This is a genomic window from Streptomyces sp. NPDC055013 (assembly GCF_053608645.1).
In genome coordinates this window covers 126,670-145,463 of the sequence record NZ_JBSGVW010000001.1, presented here as the reverse complement: position 1 = coordinate 145,463, position 18,794 = coordinate 126,670, and the positions used below count along the sequence as shown (strand labels likewise).

Below are 18,794 nucleotides of genomic sequence, written 5' to 3'. Positions count from 1 at the left end.
GGGCTGAGTTACGAGGTCGGAGTCGAGGCGGCTCTACGGCCCGCCCTAGCTACGGAGATCTGCCGTGCGACCCGCGGGCCGAGCACGGAAAGCACGAGCAGGACGCCGGTGACGACGATCTGCGACTGGGCGGAGACGTCCTGGAGGCTCATGACGTTCTGCAACGCCCCCAGCAGGAACACCCCGGCGACGGCACCGCCGAGCGTGCCCTTGCCTCCGTCGAAGTCGATGCCGCCGAGCAGCACCGCGGCCACGACGGAGAGTTCGAGCCCCGTGGCGTTGTCGTAGCGGGCGCTGGCGTAGTGCAGCGCCCAGAAGATGCCGGTGAGGGAGGCCATCAGCCCGGTCACCGTGAACAGGATCAGCTTCTGCCGCTTGACGCGGATACCGGCGAAGCGCGCCGCCTCCTCACTCGCGCCGGTGGCGAAGACCGACCGACCGAACGGCGTGGCGTGCAGCGCGACCACGGCGATGGCGAGCAGGACCAGGAAGGGCAGGAACGCGTACGGAATGAACGTGTCGCCGATCCGCCCGGAAGCGAAGTCCAGGTACGGGGACGGGAAGTCGGTCACCGCGTCCGAACCGAGCACGATCTGGGCGATGCCCCGGTAGGCGGCGAGTGTGCCGATCGTGACGGCGAGGGACGGCAGGCCCAGCCTGGTCACCAGGAGCCCGTTGATCAGACCGCACACCACACCGAGCAGGAGGCAGATCGGAATGATCGTCTCGATCGTCATGCCCTGGTTCCACAGCGCACCCATCACCGCGCCCGAGAGACCGGCGGTCGATGCGACCGAAAGATCGATCTCGCCCGAGACGACCAGCAGTGTCATCGGCAGGGCGATCAAAGCGATCGGAAGGGTGTTTCCGATCAGGAACGACAGGTTGAGAGCGTTGCCGAAGCCATCGACCGTGGTGAAGGACAGCAGGAGCACGACGATCAGAAGGGCGCCGACAACCGTGTCCCAGCGAACGGCGCGCGCGAGCGACGAGTCAGCCATGGCGGGCGTTCCTCTTCTTCAGGGCGTTGGCCACGCGCAGCGCGACCACACGGTCCACGGCGATGGCGAGGATGAGCAGGATGCCGTTGATGGCGAGCACCCAGACGGAGCTGACTCCGAGGGCGGGCAGGACGCTGTTGATGGAGGTCAGCAGCAGCGCGCCGAGCGCGGCACCGTAGACGCTGCCGGAGCCGCCGGTGAAGACGACGCCACCGACCACGACCGCGCTGACGACGGTGAGTTCGTAGCCGTTGCCGGTACCTGAGTCGACGTTGCCGAACCGGGCCAGGTACATGGCGCCCGCGAGACCGGCGAGCGCACCGCAGAAGGTGTACGCGGCCAGGATCCGCTTGCGCACCGGGATGCCGGCGAGACGGGCGGCCTCCGGGTTGGAGCCGAGGGCGTACAGTTCGCGGCCGCTGCCGAAGTGCCTGAGGTAGTACGCGGTCGCCACCAGCACGGCGAGGGCGATCAGCGCCGGCCACGGCACCGCGGAGATGCCGCCGGAGCCGAAGTCGACGAAGCCGTCCGGGAGGTCGGCCGCGGTGATCTGGCGGGAGCCGACCCAGATGGAGTCGATGCCGCGGATGATGTAGAGCGTGCCGAGGGTGACGACGAGGGCGGGCACCTGGCCGAGGCTGACGAGCAGGCCGTTCAGCAGGCCGAAGCCGATGCCCATCACGACCGCCAGGAGCACGGCGACGACCGGGGTCCCGCCGCCCTGGAGGTACGTTCCGGCGGCGAAGGCGCTGATGCCGAGCGTCGAGCCGACCGACAGGTCGACGTTCCTCGTGATGACGACCAGGGACTGGCCCGTGGCGACCAGGACGAGGATCGTGGCGTTCAGCAGCAGGTCCTTGATGCCCTGCTCGGTGAGGAACTCGCTGTTGCCCAGCTGGGTGACGACGATCATCACCACGAAGACGACCAGGATGGCGAGTTCGCGCATCTTGAAGACGCGGTCGACGAGGCGGGTGCCGCTGGACTTCGGTACGTCGGTGACAGGGGCCTGCTTGGGAGTGATCACCGTCATGCGGCGGCCCTCCCCGTTGCTGCGGCCATCACGGTTTCCTCGCTGGCTTCGGAGCGCGGGATCTCGGCGGTGAGGCGGCCCTCGTGCATCACGAGCACGCGGTCGGCCATGCCGAGGATCTCGGGCAGGTCGGAGGAGATCATCAGTACGGCCACGCCGTCGGCGGCCAACTCACTGAGCAGCCGGTGCACTTCGGCTTTCGTACCGACGTCGATGCCCCGGGTGGGCTCGTCGACGATCAGCACCTCGGGGCCGGTGGCGAGCCACTTGGCGAGGACGACCTTCTGCTGGTTGCCGCCGGACAGGGTGTTGACCGTGTCGGCGATCCGCGCGTACTTGACCTGGAGCTTGACGGCCCAGTCGAGGGAGCGGCTGCGTTCGGCGCCGCGGTCCATCAAGCCGGCCTTCACGGTCGTACGCAGCCCGGTGAGGCCGATGTTGCGCTCGATGGACATGTCCATCACCAGGCCTTGAGCACGCCGGTCCTCGGGGACGAGGGCGAGGCCGCAGGCCATGGCGGTGGAGGGGGCACCGTTGGTGAGGGCCTTCCCGCCGACGGAGACCTCGCCCGCGTCCCAGCGGTCGATGCCGAACACGGCCCGCGCGACCTCGGTACGGCCCGCGCCGACGAGCCCCGCGAGACCGACGATCTCACCGCGCCGCACGTCGAAGGAGACATCGGTGAAGACACCCTCGCGGGTCAACCTGCGTACGCTGAGGGCCACTTTGCCCGGCTTCACGTCCTGCTTGGGATACAGCTCGTCGAGGTCGCGGCCGACCATCCGGCGTACGAGGTCGTCCTCGGTCATGCCGTCCAGCGGCTCGCTTGCGATCCAGGCGCCGTCGCGCAGGGTGGTGACCCGCCGGCAGATCTGGAAGAGCTCCTCCAGCCGGTGGGAGATGAAGAGGACGGCGGCACCCTGTTCGCGCAGGGTGCGCACGACTCCGAAGAGCCGGGCGACCTCGCTGCCGGTGAGGGCGGCGGTGGGCTCGTCCATGATCAGGACGCGGGCGTCGAAGGACAGCGCCTTGGCGATCTCGACGATCTGCTGGTCGGCGATGGACAGGCCGCGCGCGGGGCGGTCGGGGTCGAGTTCGACGCCGAGCCGCTGCATCAGCGCGAGGGTCGCGGTGTGCGTGGCCTTGTGGTCGATCCGGCCGAGTGCGCGCCGCGGCTGACGGCCCATGAAGATGTTCTCGGCGATCGACAGGTCGGGGAAGAGCGTCGGCTCCTGGTAGATCACGGCGATACCGGCGTCGCGAGCGTCGCCGGGGCCGTGGAAGACGACGGGCGCGCCGTCGAGCAGCACCTGGCCGGCGTCCGGCCGGTGCACCCCGGCGAGCGTCTTGATCAAGGTCGACTTGCCCGCGCCGTTCTCCCCGGCGAGGGCGTGCACCTCCCCGGGAAACAGCTCCAGCGAGACGTTCCGCAGGGCGCGGACCGCGCCGAAGGACTTCGAGATGTCCCTGAGCGCCAGAACCGGGGCCGGACCCGTGGTGGACGGGTGGGTCATGAGGGCTCCTCGACGACGTCGGCGGGACGGCCCTCCCGACGTCGTGAAAGGTTTCAACTTGGTTGCCGGGACGTTAGGCACGGAGCGCATGTCACGTCAATGGGTCCGTGTCGAAAAACTTTCGATGAACGAAGGTCACGGGCGAGTCACAACAAAAGGCCGTGACCGTGGGGCTTGACACCCCTTCGGGGGCCTCATACGTTCCCGTCTTGAATCGTTTCACGACGAAGCTTTTCAGATGTCCACCGTCCGACTTCCGTCCCGACGTCACAGGAGCCCTCAGTGACCGAGCTCGCCGCGGTGAAGGCCGCACTCAAGACCCAGGCAGTCGAAACGCCGTCGTGGGCGTACGGGAACTCGGGGACGCGGTTCAAGGTGTTCGCCCAGCAAGGCGTTCCCCGGACACCGCAGGAGAAGCTGGACGACGCCGCTCAGGTGCACGCGTTCACCGGTGTCGCCCCGACCGTCGCCCTGCACATCCCGTGGGACAAGGTCGACGACTATGCGGCGCTGGCCAAGCACGCCCAGGACCGCGGCGTGAAGCTGGGCGCGATCAACTCCAACACCTTCCAGGACGACGACTACAAGCTGGGCAGCATCTGTCATCCGGACGCGGTGGTGCGGCGCAAGGCCGTCGATCATCTGCTGGAGTGCGTCGACATCATGGACGCGACGGGCTCCGCCGATCTGAAGCTGTGGTTCGCGGACGGCACGAACTATCCCGGTCAGGATGACGTGCGCTCGCGGCAGGACCGCCTGGCCGAGGGGCTGGCGGAGGTGTACGAGCGGCTCGGGGACGGGCAGCGGATGCTGCTGGAGTACAAGTTCTTCGAGCCGGCCTTCTACACGACGGACGTGCCGGACTGGGGCACGGCTTACGCGCACTGCCTGAAGCTCGGACCGAAGGCGCAGGTCGTCGTCGACACCGGGCATCACGCGCCGGGCACCAACATCGAGTTCATCGTCGCGACGCTGCTGCGGGAGGGGAAGCTCGGGGGGTTCGACTTCAACTCGCGCTTCTACGCCGACGACGACCTGATGGTGGGGGCCGCGGATCCGTTCCAGTTGTTCCGGATCATGTACGAGGTGGTGCGTGGGGGCGGGTTCACGTCCGATGTGGCGTTCATGCTCGACCAGTGCCACAACATCGAGGCGAAGATCCCGGCGATCATCCGGTCCGTGATGAACGTGCAGGAGGCCACGGGGAAGGCGCTGCTGGTCGACCGGGAGGCGTTGGCTGCAGCGCAGGCCGGCGGTGACGTGCTGGGCGCGAATGCGGTGCTCATGGATGCGTACAACACGGATGTGCGGCCGTTGCTGGCCGAGGTGCGCGAGGAGATGGGGCTCGATGCGGATCCCATGGGTGCGTATCGCCATTCCGGGTGGGCCGAGAAGGTTGTGGCTGAGCGGGTTGGTGGGCAGCAGGCCGGTTGGGGGGCGTGAGCGTCTGCCGGGATCTGTTTCGTTGCGGACTGCGGGGCTCTTGTGGCTTGTCGCGCAGTTCCCCGCGCCCCTGGGTAAGTGCACTCCCCCTCTCTCATAAGGACTGAAAGTTCATGGCAACCCATCCCGAAGCCGCCTCTCTTCTCTCCCGGTCTCATCGGCTCGGCTCCGATCCCCGGAACACCAACTACGCCGGTGGAAACGCGTCCGCCAAGGGCGTCGGCACCGATCCCGTCACCGGCGGTGGCGTCGAGTTGATGTGGGTCAAGGGGTCCGGGGGTGACCTCGGCACGCTCGGCGAGAGTGGGCTGGCCGTGCTGCGGCTGGACCGTATGCGGGCGCTCGTCGACGTCTATCCGGGCGTGGAGCGGGAGGACGAGATGGTCGCCGCCTTCGACTACTGCCTGCACGGCAAGGGCGGGGCGGCGCCGTCGATCGACACCGCCATGCACGGGCTGGTGGCGGCCGCGCATGTCGATCATCTGCATCCCGACTCCGGCATCGCTCTCGCCTGTGCCGCAGACGGGGAGAAGCTGACCGCCGAGTGCTTCGGGGACAGCGTGGTGTGGGTGCCGTGGCGGCGGCCCGGGTTTCAGCTGGGGCTGGACATCGCCGCGGTCAAGGAGGCCAATCCGCAGGCCATCGGGTGCGTGCTCGGTGGGCACGGCATCACCGCCTGGGGTGACACCTCCGAGGAGTGCGAGCGGAACTCGCTGCACATCATCCGGACCGCCGAGGCGTTCCTCGCCGAGCGCGGGAGGCCGGAGCCCTTCGGTCCGGTGATCGAGGGGTACGCGGCGCTCGGCGCCGTCGAGCGGCGGGAGCGGGCCGCGGCGCTGGCGGCGGTCATCCGCGGCATCGCCTCGCAGGACCGCCCGCAGGTCGGCCATTTCACCGACTCCGAGGTCGTCCTCGACTTCCTCGCGAGCGCCGAGCACCCGCGGCTCGCCGCGCTCGGCACGTCCTGCCCCGATCACTTCCTGCGCACCAAGGTGCGGCCGCTCGTCCTCGATCTGCCGCCCACCGCTCCCCTCGACGAGGCGATCGACCGGCTCAAGGAGCTGCACGCCGCGTACCGCGAGGAGTACGCCGCCTACTACCGGCGGCACGCCCTGCCCGACTCCCCCGCCATGCGCGGCGCCGACCCGGCGATCGTGCTGGTCCCGGGCGTCGGCATGTTCAGCTTCGGCAAGGACAAGCAGACCGCCCGGGTCGCCGGCGAGTTCTATGTCAACGCCATCAATGTCATGCGCGGGGCCGAGGCGGTCTCGACGTACGCGCCCATCGAGGAGTCCGAGAAGTTCGGGATCGAGTACTGGGCGCTGGAGGAGGCCAAGCTTCAGCGGCTGCCGAAGCCCAAGGCGCTCGCGACGCGGGTCGCGTTCGTGACCGGCGCCGGCAGTGGGATCGGGAAGGCCATCGCGCACCGGCTCGTCGCCGAGGGCGCGTGTGTGGTGGTCGCCGATCTCCATGCCGAGAACGCCCAGGCCGTCGCCGAGGAGCTGGGCGGGCCCGACAAGGCCGTGGCGGTGGCGGTGGACGTGACGTCCGAGGAGCAGATCGCCGACGCGTTCAAGGCGGCCGTGCTGGCCTTCGGCGGAGTCGATCTCGTCGTCAACAACGCCGGGATCTCCATCTCCAAGCCCCTCCTCGAGACGTCGGCCAAGGACTGGGACCTCCAGCACGACATCATGGCCCGCGGCTCCTTCCTCGTGTCGAGGGAGGCGGCGCGCGTGATGATCGCTCAGGGGCTGGGCGGTGACATCGTCTACATCGCGTCCAAGAACGCCGTGTTCGCCGGGCCCAACAACATCGCCTACTCGGCCACCAAGGCCGACCAGGCCCACCAAGTACGGCTGCTGGCGGCCGAGTTGGGTGAGTACGGCATCCGCGTCAACGGCGTCAACCCGGACGGCGTGGTCCGCGGGTCCGGGATCTTCGCCGGCGGCTGGGGCGCCCAGCGGGCCGCCGTGTACGGGGTCGAGGAGGACAAGCTGGGCGAGTTCTACGCCCAGCGGACCATCCTCAAGCGGGAGGTGCTCCCGGAGCATGTCGCGAACGCCGTCCTCGCGCTCACGGGCGGGGACCTGACCCACACCACGGGACTGCACGTCCCGGTCGACGCCGGCGTCGCGGCCGCCTTCCTGCGGTGAGTGCGCCCGTGAAGTCGTACGCCGCGGTCGACCTCGGCGCGTCCAGCGGGCGTGTCATGGTCGGCCGCGTCGGCGCCGGCCGTCTGGAGCTGACCGAGGCGCACCGCTTCCCGAACCGGCCCGTGCGGGTGCCCGAGGGACTGCGCTGGGATGTGCTCGCCCTGTACGCGGGCGTCCTGGAGGGGCTGCGGGCGGCCGGCCAGGTCGACTCCGTCGGCATCGACAGCTGGGCCGTCGACCACGGCCTGCTGGACGCGGACGGGGCCCTGCTCGGCAATCCGGTGCACTACCGGGACTCCCGTACGGACGGGGTCGCGGAGAAGGTGTGGGCGACCGTCCCGGCGGCGGAGCTGTACGCGGCCACCGGGTTGCAGTACGCACCCTTCAACACGCTGTATCAGCTGACGGCGGCCCGGGCCTCGGCTCAACTGCGATACGCCGAGCGGCTGTTGCTCGTCCCGGACCTGCTGACGTACTGGCTCACCGGCGAGCAGGGCACCGAGCTCACCAACGCCTCCACCACCCAGCTGATCGATCCCCGCACGCGCGACTGGGCCCACGGCATCGCCGCCCGGCTGGGCATCGACCTGAACCTGTTCGCGCCCCTGCGGCAACCCGGCGATCCCGCCGGGGTGTTGCGCGACGAGGTGCTTCAGGAGACCGGGCTGAGCGGCCCGGTGCCGGTGACGGCGGTGGGGTCGCACGACACCGCGTCCGCCGTGGCCGCCGTTCCGGCCGGGAGCGGCGAGCGCTTCGCGTACATCTGCACCGGCACCTGGTCGCTGGCGGGGCTGGAGCTGGGCGCACCCGTGCTCACCGAGGAGAGCCGGGCCGCCAACTTCACCAATGAGCTGGGGCTGGACGGCACGGTCCGGTATCTGCGGAACATCATGGGACTGTGGTTGCTCCAGGAGTGCGTACGGGCCTGGGGGGACCCCGACCTGGGCGGGCTGCTGCTCGCCGCGTCCGAGGTGCCGGCGCTGCGGTCGGTCGTGGACGCGGGGGATGCGGCGTTTCTGGCGCCGGGACGGATGCCGGAGCGGATCGCCGATGCGTGCCGGGCGTCGGGGCAGCCGGTGCCCGTCTCGCCCGCCGAGATCACGCGCTGCATCCTCGACTCGCTCGCCCTGGCCCACCGGCGCGCGATCAGGGACGCCGAGCGGCTGGCCGGCCATCCCGTCGACGTCGTGCATGTCGTCGGGGGCGGTGCCCGCAACGCCCTGCTGTGCCGGCTGACCGCCGACGCCTGCGAGCTGCCGGTGGTGGCCGGCCCGAGTGAGGCCGCCGCCCTCGGGAACGTCCTGGTCCAGGCGCGGACCCACGGGCTGGTCGGCGACCTGGCCGACGGGCGGCGCCTGCTCACCCGCACGCAGCCGCTGACCCGGTACGAGCCGCAGGGGGACGCGGCGCGCTGGAGCGAGGCGGAGGCGCGGCTCCTCCGGGCGTGACCGGCCCGTCCGAGGGCGACCGGCTCACCCGGGACGAGCGGGGTCTCCCCTGCGCCGCGCTGCCGCATTACCCTGCACTCATCCGATGATCGATCGCAAGGAGCCGCGATGCGTGTCGCCCTGTTCCTGACCTGTGTCAACGACACGCTTTATCCGGACACCGGGCGCGCTGTGGTGAAACTGCTGACCAGGCTGGGCGTCGAGGTCGACTTCCCGATGGCCCAGACCTGCTGCGGACAGGCGCACTACAACACCGGATACCGACACGAGGCCGAGCCGCTCGCCCGGCATTTCTCCGATGTCTTCGGGGAGTACGAGGCGATCGTCACCCCGTCCGGATCGTGCGGGGCTATGGTGCGCGAGCTGTATCCGCGGATGGGTGAACGGGCCCGGGCCGAGGGCCACGGGGACACTCTCGCGGCGACCCTGGCGCCGGTGGTGCCGAAGACGTACGAGCTGACGGAGTTCCTGGTGGACGTGCTGGGGGTGACGGACGTCGGGGCGTACTACCCGCACAAGGTGACCTATCACCCGACCTGCCACGGCCTGCGCGGGCTGGGGCTGGCCGACCGGCCCCGGCGGCTGCTCCAGGCCGTCAAGGGGCTGGAGTTGGCGGAGTTGCCGGGCGCGGACGAGTGCTGCGGATTCGGCGGGACGTTCGCGCTGAAGAACTCCGACGTCTCGGCGGCGATGGGCACGGACAAGGTACGCAACGCCGAGGCGACGGGCGCCGACGTGCTGTGCGCGGCCGACAACTCCTGTCTGATGCACATCGGCGGGACCATGGCCCGGCTGCGGACGGGCATGCGGCCGGTGCACATCGCGGAGATCCTGGCGAGCACGGAGGAGGAGCCGGCGGCATGAGTGGAACGTATCTCGGGATGCCGGCGTTTCCGGAGGCCGCGCACGAGGCCGTGCACGACACGACCCTGCGCGGCAACCTGCGTCACGCCACGCACACGATCCGCGCCAAGCGGGCCAAGGCCGTCGCGGAGGTGTCCGACTGGGCGGCGCTGCGTGAGGCCGGGAAACAGATCAAGGACCACACCCTGCGTCATCTCGACCGGTATCTCGTGCAGTTGGAGGAGTCGGTCACGGCGGCGGGCGGCACGGTCCACTGGGCCGCCGACGCCGACGAGGCCAACCGGATCGTGGCCGATCTGGTCAAGGCGACCGGTGAGTCGGAGGTCGTCAAGGTCAAGTCGATGGCCACGCAGGAGATCGGGCTGAACGAGGCCCTGGAGGCGGAGGGCATCCGCGCCTACGAGACCGATCTCGCCGAGCTGATCGTGCAGTTGGGCAAGGACCGGCCCTCGCACATCCTCGTCCCGGCGATCCATCGCAACCGTGGTGAGATCCGGGACATCTTCCGGGCCGAGATGGGCGAGTGGGGCCGCCCGGCTCCGGAAGGCCTGACCGACACCCCCGCCGAACTCGCCGAGGCGGCACGGCTGCACCTGCGCGAGAAGTTCCTGCGCGCCAAGGTCGGTATTTCCGGCGCCAACTTCATGGTCGCCGAGACCGGCACCATGGTCGTCGTGGAGTCCGAGGGCAACGGACGGATGTGTCTGACCCTGCCCGAGACGCTCATCTCGGTCGTCGGCATCGAGAAGATCGTGCCCACCTGGCGGGACCTGGAGGTGTTCCTGCAGACCCTCCCCCGCTCCTCCACCGCCGAGCGCATGAACCCGTACACGTCCATGTGGACCGGGACGACGGACTCCGGGACGGCCGACGGGCCGAGGACCTTCCACCTGGTCCTCCTCGACAACGGCCGCACCGACACGCTCGCCGACGAGGTCGGCCGCCAGGCCCTGCGCTGCATCCGCTGCTCGGCGTGCCTCAACGTCTGCCCGGTCTACGAACGGGCCGGTGGTCACGCCTACGGCTCGGTCTACCCCGGGCCCATCGGTGCCATCCTCAGTCCTCAACTCCGGGGCGTGACCAGCGAGATCGACGCCTCGCTGCCGTATGCGTCGTCGCTGTGCGGTGCCTGCTACGAGGTGTGCCCGGTCGCCATCGACATCCCCGAGGTGCTGGTGCATCTGCGGGAGCGGGTGGTGGAGGGTGGCCAGGTGACCTCCAACGGCAACAAGGTGGTCCTGAAACCCGCGAAGGGGCATGCCGCCGAGCGGGCCGCGATGCGGGCGGCACGCTGGGCGTTCAGTCACCCGGGCGCCCTGCGCACCGGCCAGCGGCTCGCCGCACGCACCCGCCGCCTGCATCCGCGCTCGCTGCCGGGCCCGGGCAAGGCGTGGAGCGGGACGCGGGATCTGCCCTCGGTGCCCGCGGAGCCGTTCCGGGACTGGTGGCAGCGGACGCGGGGCGGAAAGGGCGGTGCCAAGTGAGCAGCAGGGAACGGATCCTGGGCCGGGTGCGGCGGGCGCTGGCGGACGTACCGCACGACGAGAAGCCGTACGAGGAGGCGGTTCCACGCGGCTACGTGCACGAACACGGGGAGCGGAGCATCGAGGAGACGGTCGGTCTGCTGGCCGAGAACCTGGCGGACTACCGGGCGATCGTGCACCGGACGACCACGGAGGAACTGCCCTACCTGATCATGCGGTTGCTCGCCGAGCGAGGGCCCCAGTACGTTCTCGTCCCTCCGGGTCTCCCCCCGGAGTGGATGTCGGCCGCCGACCCCACTCGCGTCCACGACCGCTCCGTGAGCACGCCTCACGAACTCGACAAGGTGGAGAGCGTGGTCACCGGCTGCGCGCTCGCCATCGCCGAGACCGGCACCATCGTCCTCGACGGCTCCCCCGACCAGGGCCGGCGCCGCATCACTCTCGTCCCCGACCACCACATCTGTGTCGTACGGGTCCCCGAGCAGGTCGTGTCGTCGGTTCCGCAGGCGCTCGAACGCCTCGATCTCACCCGCCCGTTGACGTGGATCTCCGGCCCCTCGGCCACCAGTGACATCGAGCTGGACCGGGTGGAGGGGGTGCACGGCCCGCGCACCCTGGAGGTCGTCCTGGTCGGCGAGGACGACGGCTGAAGGCACCGCCTCAGAGGTCGCGCTGCTCCAACGGCCGCACGGCGGGCCCCTGGACGACTCGGCCGTCGGGGGCGAAGCGCGAGCCGTGGCAGGGGCACTCCCAGGTCCGTTCCGCGCGGTTGAACGCGACCAGGCAGCCCAGGTGGGTGCACTTCGCGGAGACGGCGTGCACCTTTCCGTCGTCGTCGCGGTGGACGGCGCAGCGCTTGCCGGACATGTGGACGATGGCGCCTTCTCCGGGCGCGATGTCGTCCACCGAGTTCGTCGACGGGCCGGGCAGGTGGTGCACCCGGTCGCCGACGAAGTGGCGGGCGACATCGGCCTGGTGCTTGACGAAGTCCTTCCCCTCGCGGACGACGGACATCACCCGGCGTGGGTCGTAGAGGTCGCTCCACAGGTTCTCGCGACCGGTGATCAGGTCGCAGAGCAGGCGGCCCGCCATGATGCCGCCGCTGAGTCCCCAGCCGCCGAAGCCGGTGGCCACGTGGACATGGCGGCTCGCGGGGTGCAGGGGGCCGACGAGCGGGACGGAATCGGTGGAGTCGTTGTCCTGGGTGGCCCAGCAGTGGGTGAAGCCGAGCTCACCGAAGCGCTCCACCGCCCAGCCCTTCAACGCCTCGAAGCGCGCCTCGACATCGCCGCCCGCGCCCGGGGTGAAGTGCTCGCCGGTGACGATGAGCAGGCGTTTCCCGTCCCTGTAGGGGGCCGTGCGGACCGAGCGGGTGTTCTGCTCGGGGGTGATGTACATGCCGGTGGGTGCCTTGGCCGCGTCGATGGGGGCCGTGACGACCAGTTCCCGCCGGGGCGTCAGGCGAGTGAACAGCAGCGCACGGTCGAAGATCGGGTAGTGGGTGGCGACCACGACGGTCCCGGCCCTCACGTTCACACCGTCCTCGGTCGTCAGCACGCAGGGCTCGCCCTCGGAGAGACCCACCACGCGTGTGTGCTCGTACACCTTCCCGCCGAGGCGTTCGAGGTCGGCGGCCAGCGCCAGCAGGTACTTGCGTGGATGGAACTGCGCCTGCCCCTCGACGCGCACGGCGCCCGCCACCGGAAACGGCAGCTCCGTTTCGGTCACGTACTCGGCGCGCAGGCCGGCCTCCCGGGCGGCGTCGGCCTCGGCCCGCAGTTCGCCGGCGCGGTCGCCGTCCTCGGCGTAGGTGCAGGCCGCCGCCTCCTCCCACTCGCAGTCGATGCCGAGCTCGTCGACGACCTCGGCGGCGTGCCGGATCGCGTCCGTCTGCGAGGTCGCGTACAGGCGGGCGCCGTCCTTGCCACGGGTGCGGCGGAGCCGGTCGTAGATCAGGGTGTGCTGGGCGGACAGCTTGGCGGTGGTGTGCCCGGTGACGCCGGCGGCGATCCGGTCCGCCTCCAGCAGGGCGACGTGGTGGCCCCGCCGGGCCAGCTCCCAGGCCGTGGCGATCCCGGCGATCCCCGCGCCCACGACGGCGACCTCGACCGTGAGGTCGCCGTCCGGCGGGGGCGCGAGGTCGCCGGGTGGTGCCGTCTCGATCCAGTACGACGTGTGGGTGCGGGTCTGCTCTTCCATGCCGGCCGAGTTCCCCCAGCCCGACCCGCCACACGACGCGCCCTGGTCAGGCGAGGGTGGTGGTCACCTGGTAGCGGCCGGAGGGCAGCCGGTAACCGGCCGTCCCGTCCTCGAAGCCCAGGTACTCGACACCCGGCACCCGGGACAGGGGGGTCCGGCCCGCGCGCACCGAGGCCGGGTCGGACGTGGGGATGCGCAGGGTCGCCGTACTGTTCGCGGGGACCACGGCCCGGTAGGTCAGTTTCCGGCCCGCCGTCCGCCACTCGCTGACTATCTCCCCGTACGGAGAGTGGTGCGAGCCGGCGACCTGCGTGATCCGCCCGGTGGGGTCGAGGTGCGGGCGCAGGAGGAAGTGCCGGAAGCCCGGGTGGGCCGGGTCCTTCGCGATGCCCGCCATGCTCTCGTACATCCACTCCATGATCGCGCCGTAGGAGTAGTGGTTGAACGAGTTCATGTCGACCGGGCCGAAGCCGTCCTCCTTCGAGTACGAGTTCCAGCGCTCCCAGATGGTGGTCGCGCCGTTGCGGACCGAGTACAGCCAGGACGGCATGGCGTCCTGGTGGAGCAGCTTGTACGCGAGGTCGGCGCGGCCCTCGTCGGTGAGCACGGGGGCGAGGACGTTCACGCCGAGGAAGCCGACGGAGAGGGTGTTCTCGGCGTACTTCACTCGGGTGCTGTCGGGGTGGGCCTCCTTGTAGGCCTCGTCGTTTCCGATGTTCTCGGCGAGCAGCGTGACCAGTTGGCGGCGCTGGGCCTCGGTGTCGTAGAAGCCGAGTTTGAGGACCCACAGCAGGGCGGTCTGGGTGTCGTCCTCGGTCCGGCCGCCCGTGGGAGGTGCGTCTCCGAGACTGGACCGTACGGTCACCCGGCCCGTTGTCGCGTCGGTGGCCAGGTACTTGGTGGTGAAGGCGCGCTTGATGCGGGCGAAGAGGTCGTCATAGGCCCGTGCCTCGGTGGTGCGGCCGCTGCCGCGGGCCATGTCCGCCATGAGGCGCACGCTGTAGCCGTAGTAGACGTCGCTGATCAGCTGGGTGCTGGTGTCCTGGAAGGCGAGCCAGTCGCCGAAGATGGCGCCCTGCCCGGCGTACGCGTCGCCGGTGCGCCCACGGATCCAGTTCACGTACTTCGTCATCGCCGCCCAGCTGCGGTCGACGATCGTGGGGTCGCCGGACATCTGCCACACCGTCCACGGCACGACCACCCCGCAGTCCGACCAGCCACTGGCGGGAGCCGCCGCGTTGTAGCGGTTGCCGGGCGCGACCGCCGTGAACTGGGCGCCGTCCAGGCCGTAGGTGTGCTGCGAGTCGATCAGGTTGTCCTCGAAGTGGCTGAGGAAGTTGACCGCGTCGGCGTTGTAGAGCCCGGTGTTGGAGAAGAGCTGGGTGTCGCCCGTCCAGCCGAGGCGCTCGTCGCGTTGCGGGCAGTCGGTGGGCACCCAGAGGTAGTTGCCGCGCTGTCCCCAGCGCACGTTGCTGATGAGCTGGTTGACGTTCTCGTCGTCGGTCGTGATCGTGCCGATGTCGCGGAGGGCGGAGGTCGCGACCCGGCCGGTGAAGCGGGTGAGGGTGACGGTCTCGGTCGCCGTGACGGAGACGTAGCGGAAGCCGTAGAAGGTCAGCGAGTCCTCGTGGGTCTCGCCGTCGGGGTCGCCCTTGAGGATGTAGGTGCTGGTGGCCTTCGCGGAGCGGAGGTTGGCGCGGTAGACCGAGCCGACGGGGCCGTCGGCGCCCTCGCTGTCGTCGTTGAGCATCTCGCCGGGCCTGAAGGCGACTTCGGTGCCCGCCGGGCCGCGCAGGGTGTAGCGGGGCACGCCGACCAGGTTCTGGCCGAGGTCGATCACGGCCGTGTCGCCGGGGTGCAGGGTCACCGCGGCGTTGGCTGCCGCAGCAGGGTCGGTGACGGTGCGGGCGGGGTCGACGACGATGCGGCCCTTGCCGTTGGGGCTGCCGTCCTGGCCGGTGACGCCCGCGTAGACGGTGACGGACTGCGGCTTGCGGTCCCACCGGGGCATCAGGCGGGCGCTCTCGCCCGGGTAGGCGACCAGCCTGACGTCGGGGAACCTGGTGGTGAAGTCGTGCTCGGTCACACCGGCCCAGGCGGAGGTGTCGAAGTCGCCGGCCGTCCACCCAGCCAGTTCTTTACGGGCGTCGTAGGTCTGGCCGTCGTAGATGTCGTCGGCGCGGTAGGGGCCGGTGTCGGTGGCCTTCCAGTCGTCGCCGGGTGTGGTGACGACCGTCTGCTCGGAACCGTCGGCGTACCGGATCAGGAGCTTGGCCTTCAGGGCCGGGCTGTTGCCGTCGGCGGAGTAGTAGGCGCTGTTCTCGGAGACACGGCTGTTGTACCAGCCGTTGCCGAGTACGGCGGCGAGGGTGACACGACCCGCGTGCCCCTCCTGCCCCTCGCGTCGCTCCCCCGCGACCAGGTCCGTGACGTCGTAGGTGAAGTAGTTGACGGTGCTGTCGTAGTTGGTCCAGCCCGGCGTCAGCAGTTCATGGGTCGTCGCGTCGCCCTCCGGCACGGCGACGCGGTGGCCGTTGAGGTGGGCCTCGTAGACGCCGAGTGCGGAGATGTAGAGCCGGGCGTCCCGTACTTGACGTCCCGTCAGTTCTGCCTGGTGGCGGAGCAGCGGGGCACCGGCGGTGTTGGGTCGCTTGCCGGCCATGGTGATCCACCGGGCGCCGTCCCAGCCGGCGATGCCGTCGGTGCAGAGCAGGCCGGTCTCGAAGCGGGCGGTCGGGGCGGCGTGGACGGCTCGGCCGGTCTCGTCCCAGGCCGTCACCGTCCAGTGGTAGCGGGTGGAGGCGCGCAGGGCGGGGCCCTCGTAGCGCACGGCGATCGAGTCGGGTGAGGTGACCCGGCCGCTGTTCCAGACGTCCGCCCGGGTGGGGGTCAGGCGGTCGGGTGCGGTCGCGACGAGGATCCGGTAGGCGGACTGGCGGCGACCGCGCACCGAGGACGCCATGCGCCAGCCGAACCGGGGGTGAGCGGCGTCCACACCGAGGGGGTTCGTTCTGTGCTCGACCGTCAGGCCCTCGACGGCCGTGCGGTGCGAGGTGGGTGCGGCCGAAGCGGGGCCGCCTGTGGCGATCCCGCCCGCGAGGACCACCGGGGCGGCGCCCAGTGCGGTGGTGAGCACGGTCCTGCGGCGCACCCCTCTGCCCTTCGTACGGTCGACTCCGTCGTTCATGCCGTTGTCCCTTCGGCTCTTCGGGGTTGGAACGATTCAGGTCGAACGACGGTTGAAGCTAGTGGCAGAAGTGACATGAGTCCATGGTGTGAGCAGCATGAATTCTGTGCAGATTCCAACAGAAGCACTCCGCCGGCGGAGCGTGCGGTGGTGAGGGAATTGAAACCGTTCAATTGGCTGGTTCCGTGCGGGCCGGGCCCCTGACCCGGCAGGAGGTGTCGCCAAGTACACCCGGCAATACGGGTTCTGCGCCCCATGTGGTCGACTCGCCGGGTCCGTAGCTTCGTCGGCAGGGCACAGGGGGTGCCGGACGGAGAGGGATGACGATGTTCCGGAAAAGCTCGCGACGTACGCACGACGAGGGACCCGCCGCCGAGGCACTCCGGCTGGTCAAGGTCAGCAAGACCTACGGTGCGCAGGACAGCGCGGTGACGGCTCTGGACGGGGTCACCCTGGGGCTGGGGCGGGGCACTTTCACCGCGGTGATGGGGCCGTCCGGTTCCGGCAAGACCACGCTGCTGCACTGCGCGGCGGGTCTCGACCGCCCCGACAGCGGCATCGTGTGCGTGGACGGCACCGAGCTGACCGGCGGCGGCGAGGCCGAGTTGACGAGGTTCCGGCGTGGCCGGATCGGGTTCGTGTTCCAGCAGTACAACCTGCTGGAGACGCTGACCGTCGCGCAGAACACGGTGCTGCCGCTCAAGCTCGCCGGGCAGCGCGTCGACCGGAAGCGGGCCAAGGAGGTGCTGACGTCCATCGGCCTCGGCGACCGGCTCGGGCACCGTCCCGACCAGTTGTCCGGCGGTCAGCGCCAGCGAGTCGCCATCGCCCGGGCCCTGATGACCGAGCCTCGGGTGATCTTCGCGGACGAGCCGACGGGCGCGCTGGACACGCGCAGCGCGCGCGATGTGCTGCGGCTGCTCCAGGAGACGGTGCGGGTGCACGGCCGGACGGTCGTGATGGTGACCCACGATCCGGTCGCCGCCTCCTACGCGGACGCGGTGCTGTTCCTGGCGGACGGCCGGCTGGCGGGCCGCCTGGACGCGCCCACGGCGAACGCGGTGGCTGAACGCCTGGCGCACCTCGGCGACAACGTGACGACGGGGGTGTGAGCGATGTTCATGCTGGCCATGCGGTCGATACGGCACCGCCCCGGGCGGTTCCTGGCCACGCTGCTGTCCGCGTTTCTCGGCGCCGCCATCATCATGACGTTCAATTCGATGCACGACACGGCGGGACAGGACGGCGTCGACTCGACCAGCGCGGAGACACTGTCCACCGCGGCGGGCGTCGTCGGCGGCTACGGCACCCTGCTGGTCTTCTTCGCCGTCGCCTCCACGCTGACGGTAAACGTCCGCCAGCGTACGGCCGAGTTGGAGCTGCTGCGCTGCTCGGGGGCGACTCCGGCGCAGCTCAAGCGGATGGTCGTCGGCGAGGCGGTGGTCGTGGCCCTGGTGGGTGCGGCACTGGCGATCGGCCCGGCGATGCTGGGCGGCCGGGCGCTGCTGCAGGTGTTCCAGGACAGCGGTCAGGTCGCCGGGTCCGTCGACCATTCCTTCGGCCCGATCGCGCTCCTGTCGGGCATCGACATCACGCTGCTCGCGTCGGCGGGCGCTGCCTTCCTCGCCGTACGGCGGGCGACGCGCGGACCCCAGCGTCGGGGCGGTGCGCGGAAGTTCCTCGCCTGTGGCGCGCTGGCCACCGGGGCGGCCGCGGCCTCCTCCACCTTCGCTTTCTCGGCGACGGACGCCGCTCTGATGGCGGCGCCGGCCTACGGGGCGATCCTGCTGTCGGTGGGCTTCGCGCTGCTCGCGCCGCAGCTCCTGGAGGGCGTGCTGGACCGGCTCCCGCTGAACGGCGCGAGCGGCTGGCTGGCCGTACGGAATCTGCGGGAGCGGGCCGGTCATCTGGCCGGGATCCTGATGTCGCTGATCCTGTTCACGGCGGTGGCCACGGCCACGCTCACCATGCAGGCGGTGGAGAGCGACGCCCTCGCGGCCTCGGGCCTGACGAAGTCGATCGACGCCAAGAACCTGGAGACGCTCAACTTCACGGTCGTCGGCATCATCGTCGTCTTCGTCTGCGTGATGCTGGTCAACTCGCTGTATGCGGCGACGAGTTACCGCGGCCGGGAGTTCGGACAGCAGCGGCTGGCGGGGGCGACTCCGGGGCAGGTGCTCGGCACGGTCGGCGTCGAGACGCTGATCCTGACCGTCTCCGGAGTCCTCCTCGGCATGGTGGCCGCGCTGGCCGGGATCGTTCCGTTCACCATGGTCCGCACCGATGGGGTGCTGCCGGGCCAGGCCTACGGCACGGCGGTCGCCGTGGTCGCGGTCGCGGCGGCGGTGACCCTGGGCACGAGCCTGGCCACGGCCCGGCGGATGCTGCGCACTCCGGCGGTGGGGGCGGTCGCGGTGGCGTCATGACGCCGGGTACGACCCGGACGGCAGGTCTGACGAGGGGCGGTC

General features: G+C 70.4%; 13 protein-coding genes. 8 read left to right on the top strand and 5 right to left on the bottom strand.

The features are described from left to right. Positions 1–8: 8 nt before the first annotated feature. From ACWGDB_RS00585 to ACWGDB_RS00575, 3 genes are read right to left on the bottom strand one after another with little or no spacing between them, the layout of a single operon-like run. Positions 9–1,001: an ABC transporter permease gene (locus ACWGDB_RS00585; RefSeq protein WP_453820362.1), complete on the bottom strand. Its 993-nt coding sequence runs from the start codon at positions 999–1,001 to the stop codon at positions 9–11. Next, a complete protein-coding gene (locus ACWGDB_RS00580; RefSeq protein ID WP_453820361.1) occupies positions 994–2,034 on the bottom strand; it encodes an ABC transporter permease in 1,041 nt (346 codons plus the stop codon). The genes ACWGDB_RS00585 and ACWGDB_RS00580 overlap by 8 nt, the downstream gene beginning before the upstream one ends. Then, entirely contained in the window at positions 2,031–3,548 is a 1,518-nt protein-coding gene (locus tag ACWGDB_RS00575; RefSeq protein ID WP_453820360.1) for a sugar ABC transporter ATP-binding protein, read from the bottom strand. The genes ACWGDB_RS00580 and ACWGDB_RS00575 overlap by 4 nt, the downstream gene beginning before the upstream one ends. A 282-nt stretch (positions 3,549–3,830) precedes the next feature. On the opposite strand from ACWGDB_RS00575, the gene rhaI reads away from it, so the two are divergent. The 6 genes from rhaI (at position 3,831) to ACWGDB_RS00545 (ending at position 11,590) form a co-directional block, all read left to right on the top strand. Beyond that, complete coding sequence (rhaI, locus tag ACWGDB_RS00570) at positions 3,831–4,991, top strand: L-rhamnose isomerase (RefSeq protein WP_453820359.1); 1,161 nt, start codon at positions 3,831–3,833, stop codon at positions 4,989–4,991. A 113-nt stretch (positions 4,992–5,104) separates the two neighbouring features. After that, on the top strand, positions 5,105–7,144 hold the full coding sequence (locus ACWGDB_RS00565; RefSeq protein WP_453820358.1) for a bifunctional aldolase/short-chain dehydrogenase: 2,040 nt from the start codon (positions 5,105–5,107) through the stop codon (positions 7,142–7,144). Positions 7,145–7,200: 56 nt separating this feature from the next. After that, entirely contained in the window at positions 7,201–8,592 is a 1,392-nt protein-coding gene (locus ACWGDB_RS00560; RefSeq protein ID WP_453820730.1) for a rhamnulokinase, read from the top strand. Positions 8,593–8,700: 108 nt separating this feature from the next. Further along, positions 8,701–9,456: a (Fe-S)-binding protein gene (locus tag ACWGDB_RS00555; protein WP_453820357.1), complete on the top strand. Its 756-nt coding sequence runs from the start codon at positions 8,701–8,703 to the stop codon at positions 9,454–9,456. After that, a complete protein-coding gene (locus ACWGDB_RS00550; protein ID WP_453820356.1) occupies positions 9,453–10,940 on the top strand; it encodes a LutB/LldF family L-lactate oxidation iron-sulfur protein in 1,488 nt (495 codons plus the stop codon). The genes ACWGDB_RS00555 and ACWGDB_RS00550 overlap by 4 nt, the downstream gene beginning before the upstream one ends. Beyond that, positions 10,937–11,590 (top strand): LutC/YkgG family protein, encoded by a 654-nt coding sequence (locus ACWGDB_RS00545; protein ID WP_453820355.1) that lies wholly within the window; start codon positions 10,937–10,939, stop codon positions 11,588–11,590. Before ACWGDB_RS00550 ends, ACWGDB_RS00545 begins: the two co-directional genes overlap by 4 nt. A 10-nt stretch (positions 11,591–11,600) precedes the next feature. Here the strand turns inward: ACWGDB_RS00545 and ACWGDB_RS00540 are convergent, their stop codons facing one another. Then, positions 11,601–13,139 (bottom strand): FAD-dependent oxidoreductase, encoded by a 1,539-nt coding sequence (locus ACWGDB_RS00540; RefSeq protein WP_453820354.1) that lies wholly within the window; start codon positions 13,137–13,139, stop codon positions 11,601–11,603. Positions 13,140–13,185: 46 nt separating this feature from the next. Further along, positions 13,186–16,326 (bottom strand): family 78 glycoside hydrolase catalytic domain, encoded by a 3,141-nt coding sequence (locus tag ACWGDB_RS00535; RefSeq protein ID WP_453820353.1) that lies wholly within the window; start codon positions 16,324–16,326, stop codon positions 13,186–13,188. Between the two features lie 320 nt (positions 16,327–16,646). Between ACWGDB_RS00535 and ACWGDB_RS00530 the strand changes: the two genes are divergently transcribed. Both ACWGDB_RS00530 and ACWGDB_RS00525 read left to right on the top strand, forming a co-directional pair. Next, complete coding sequence (locus ACWGDB_RS00530) at positions 16,647–17,438, top strand: ABC transporter ATP-binding protein (RefSeq protein ID WP_453820352.1); 792 nt, start codon at positions 16,647–16,649, stop codon at positions 17,436–17,438. A 3-nt stretch (positions 17,439–17,441) separates the two neighbouring features. Further along, a complete protein-coding gene (locus tag ACWGDB_RS00525; protein WP_453820351.1) occupies positions 17,442–18,752 on the top strand; it encodes an FtsX-like permease family protein in 1,311 nt (436 codons plus the stop codon). Positions 18,753–18,794: the final 42 nt, after the last annotated feature.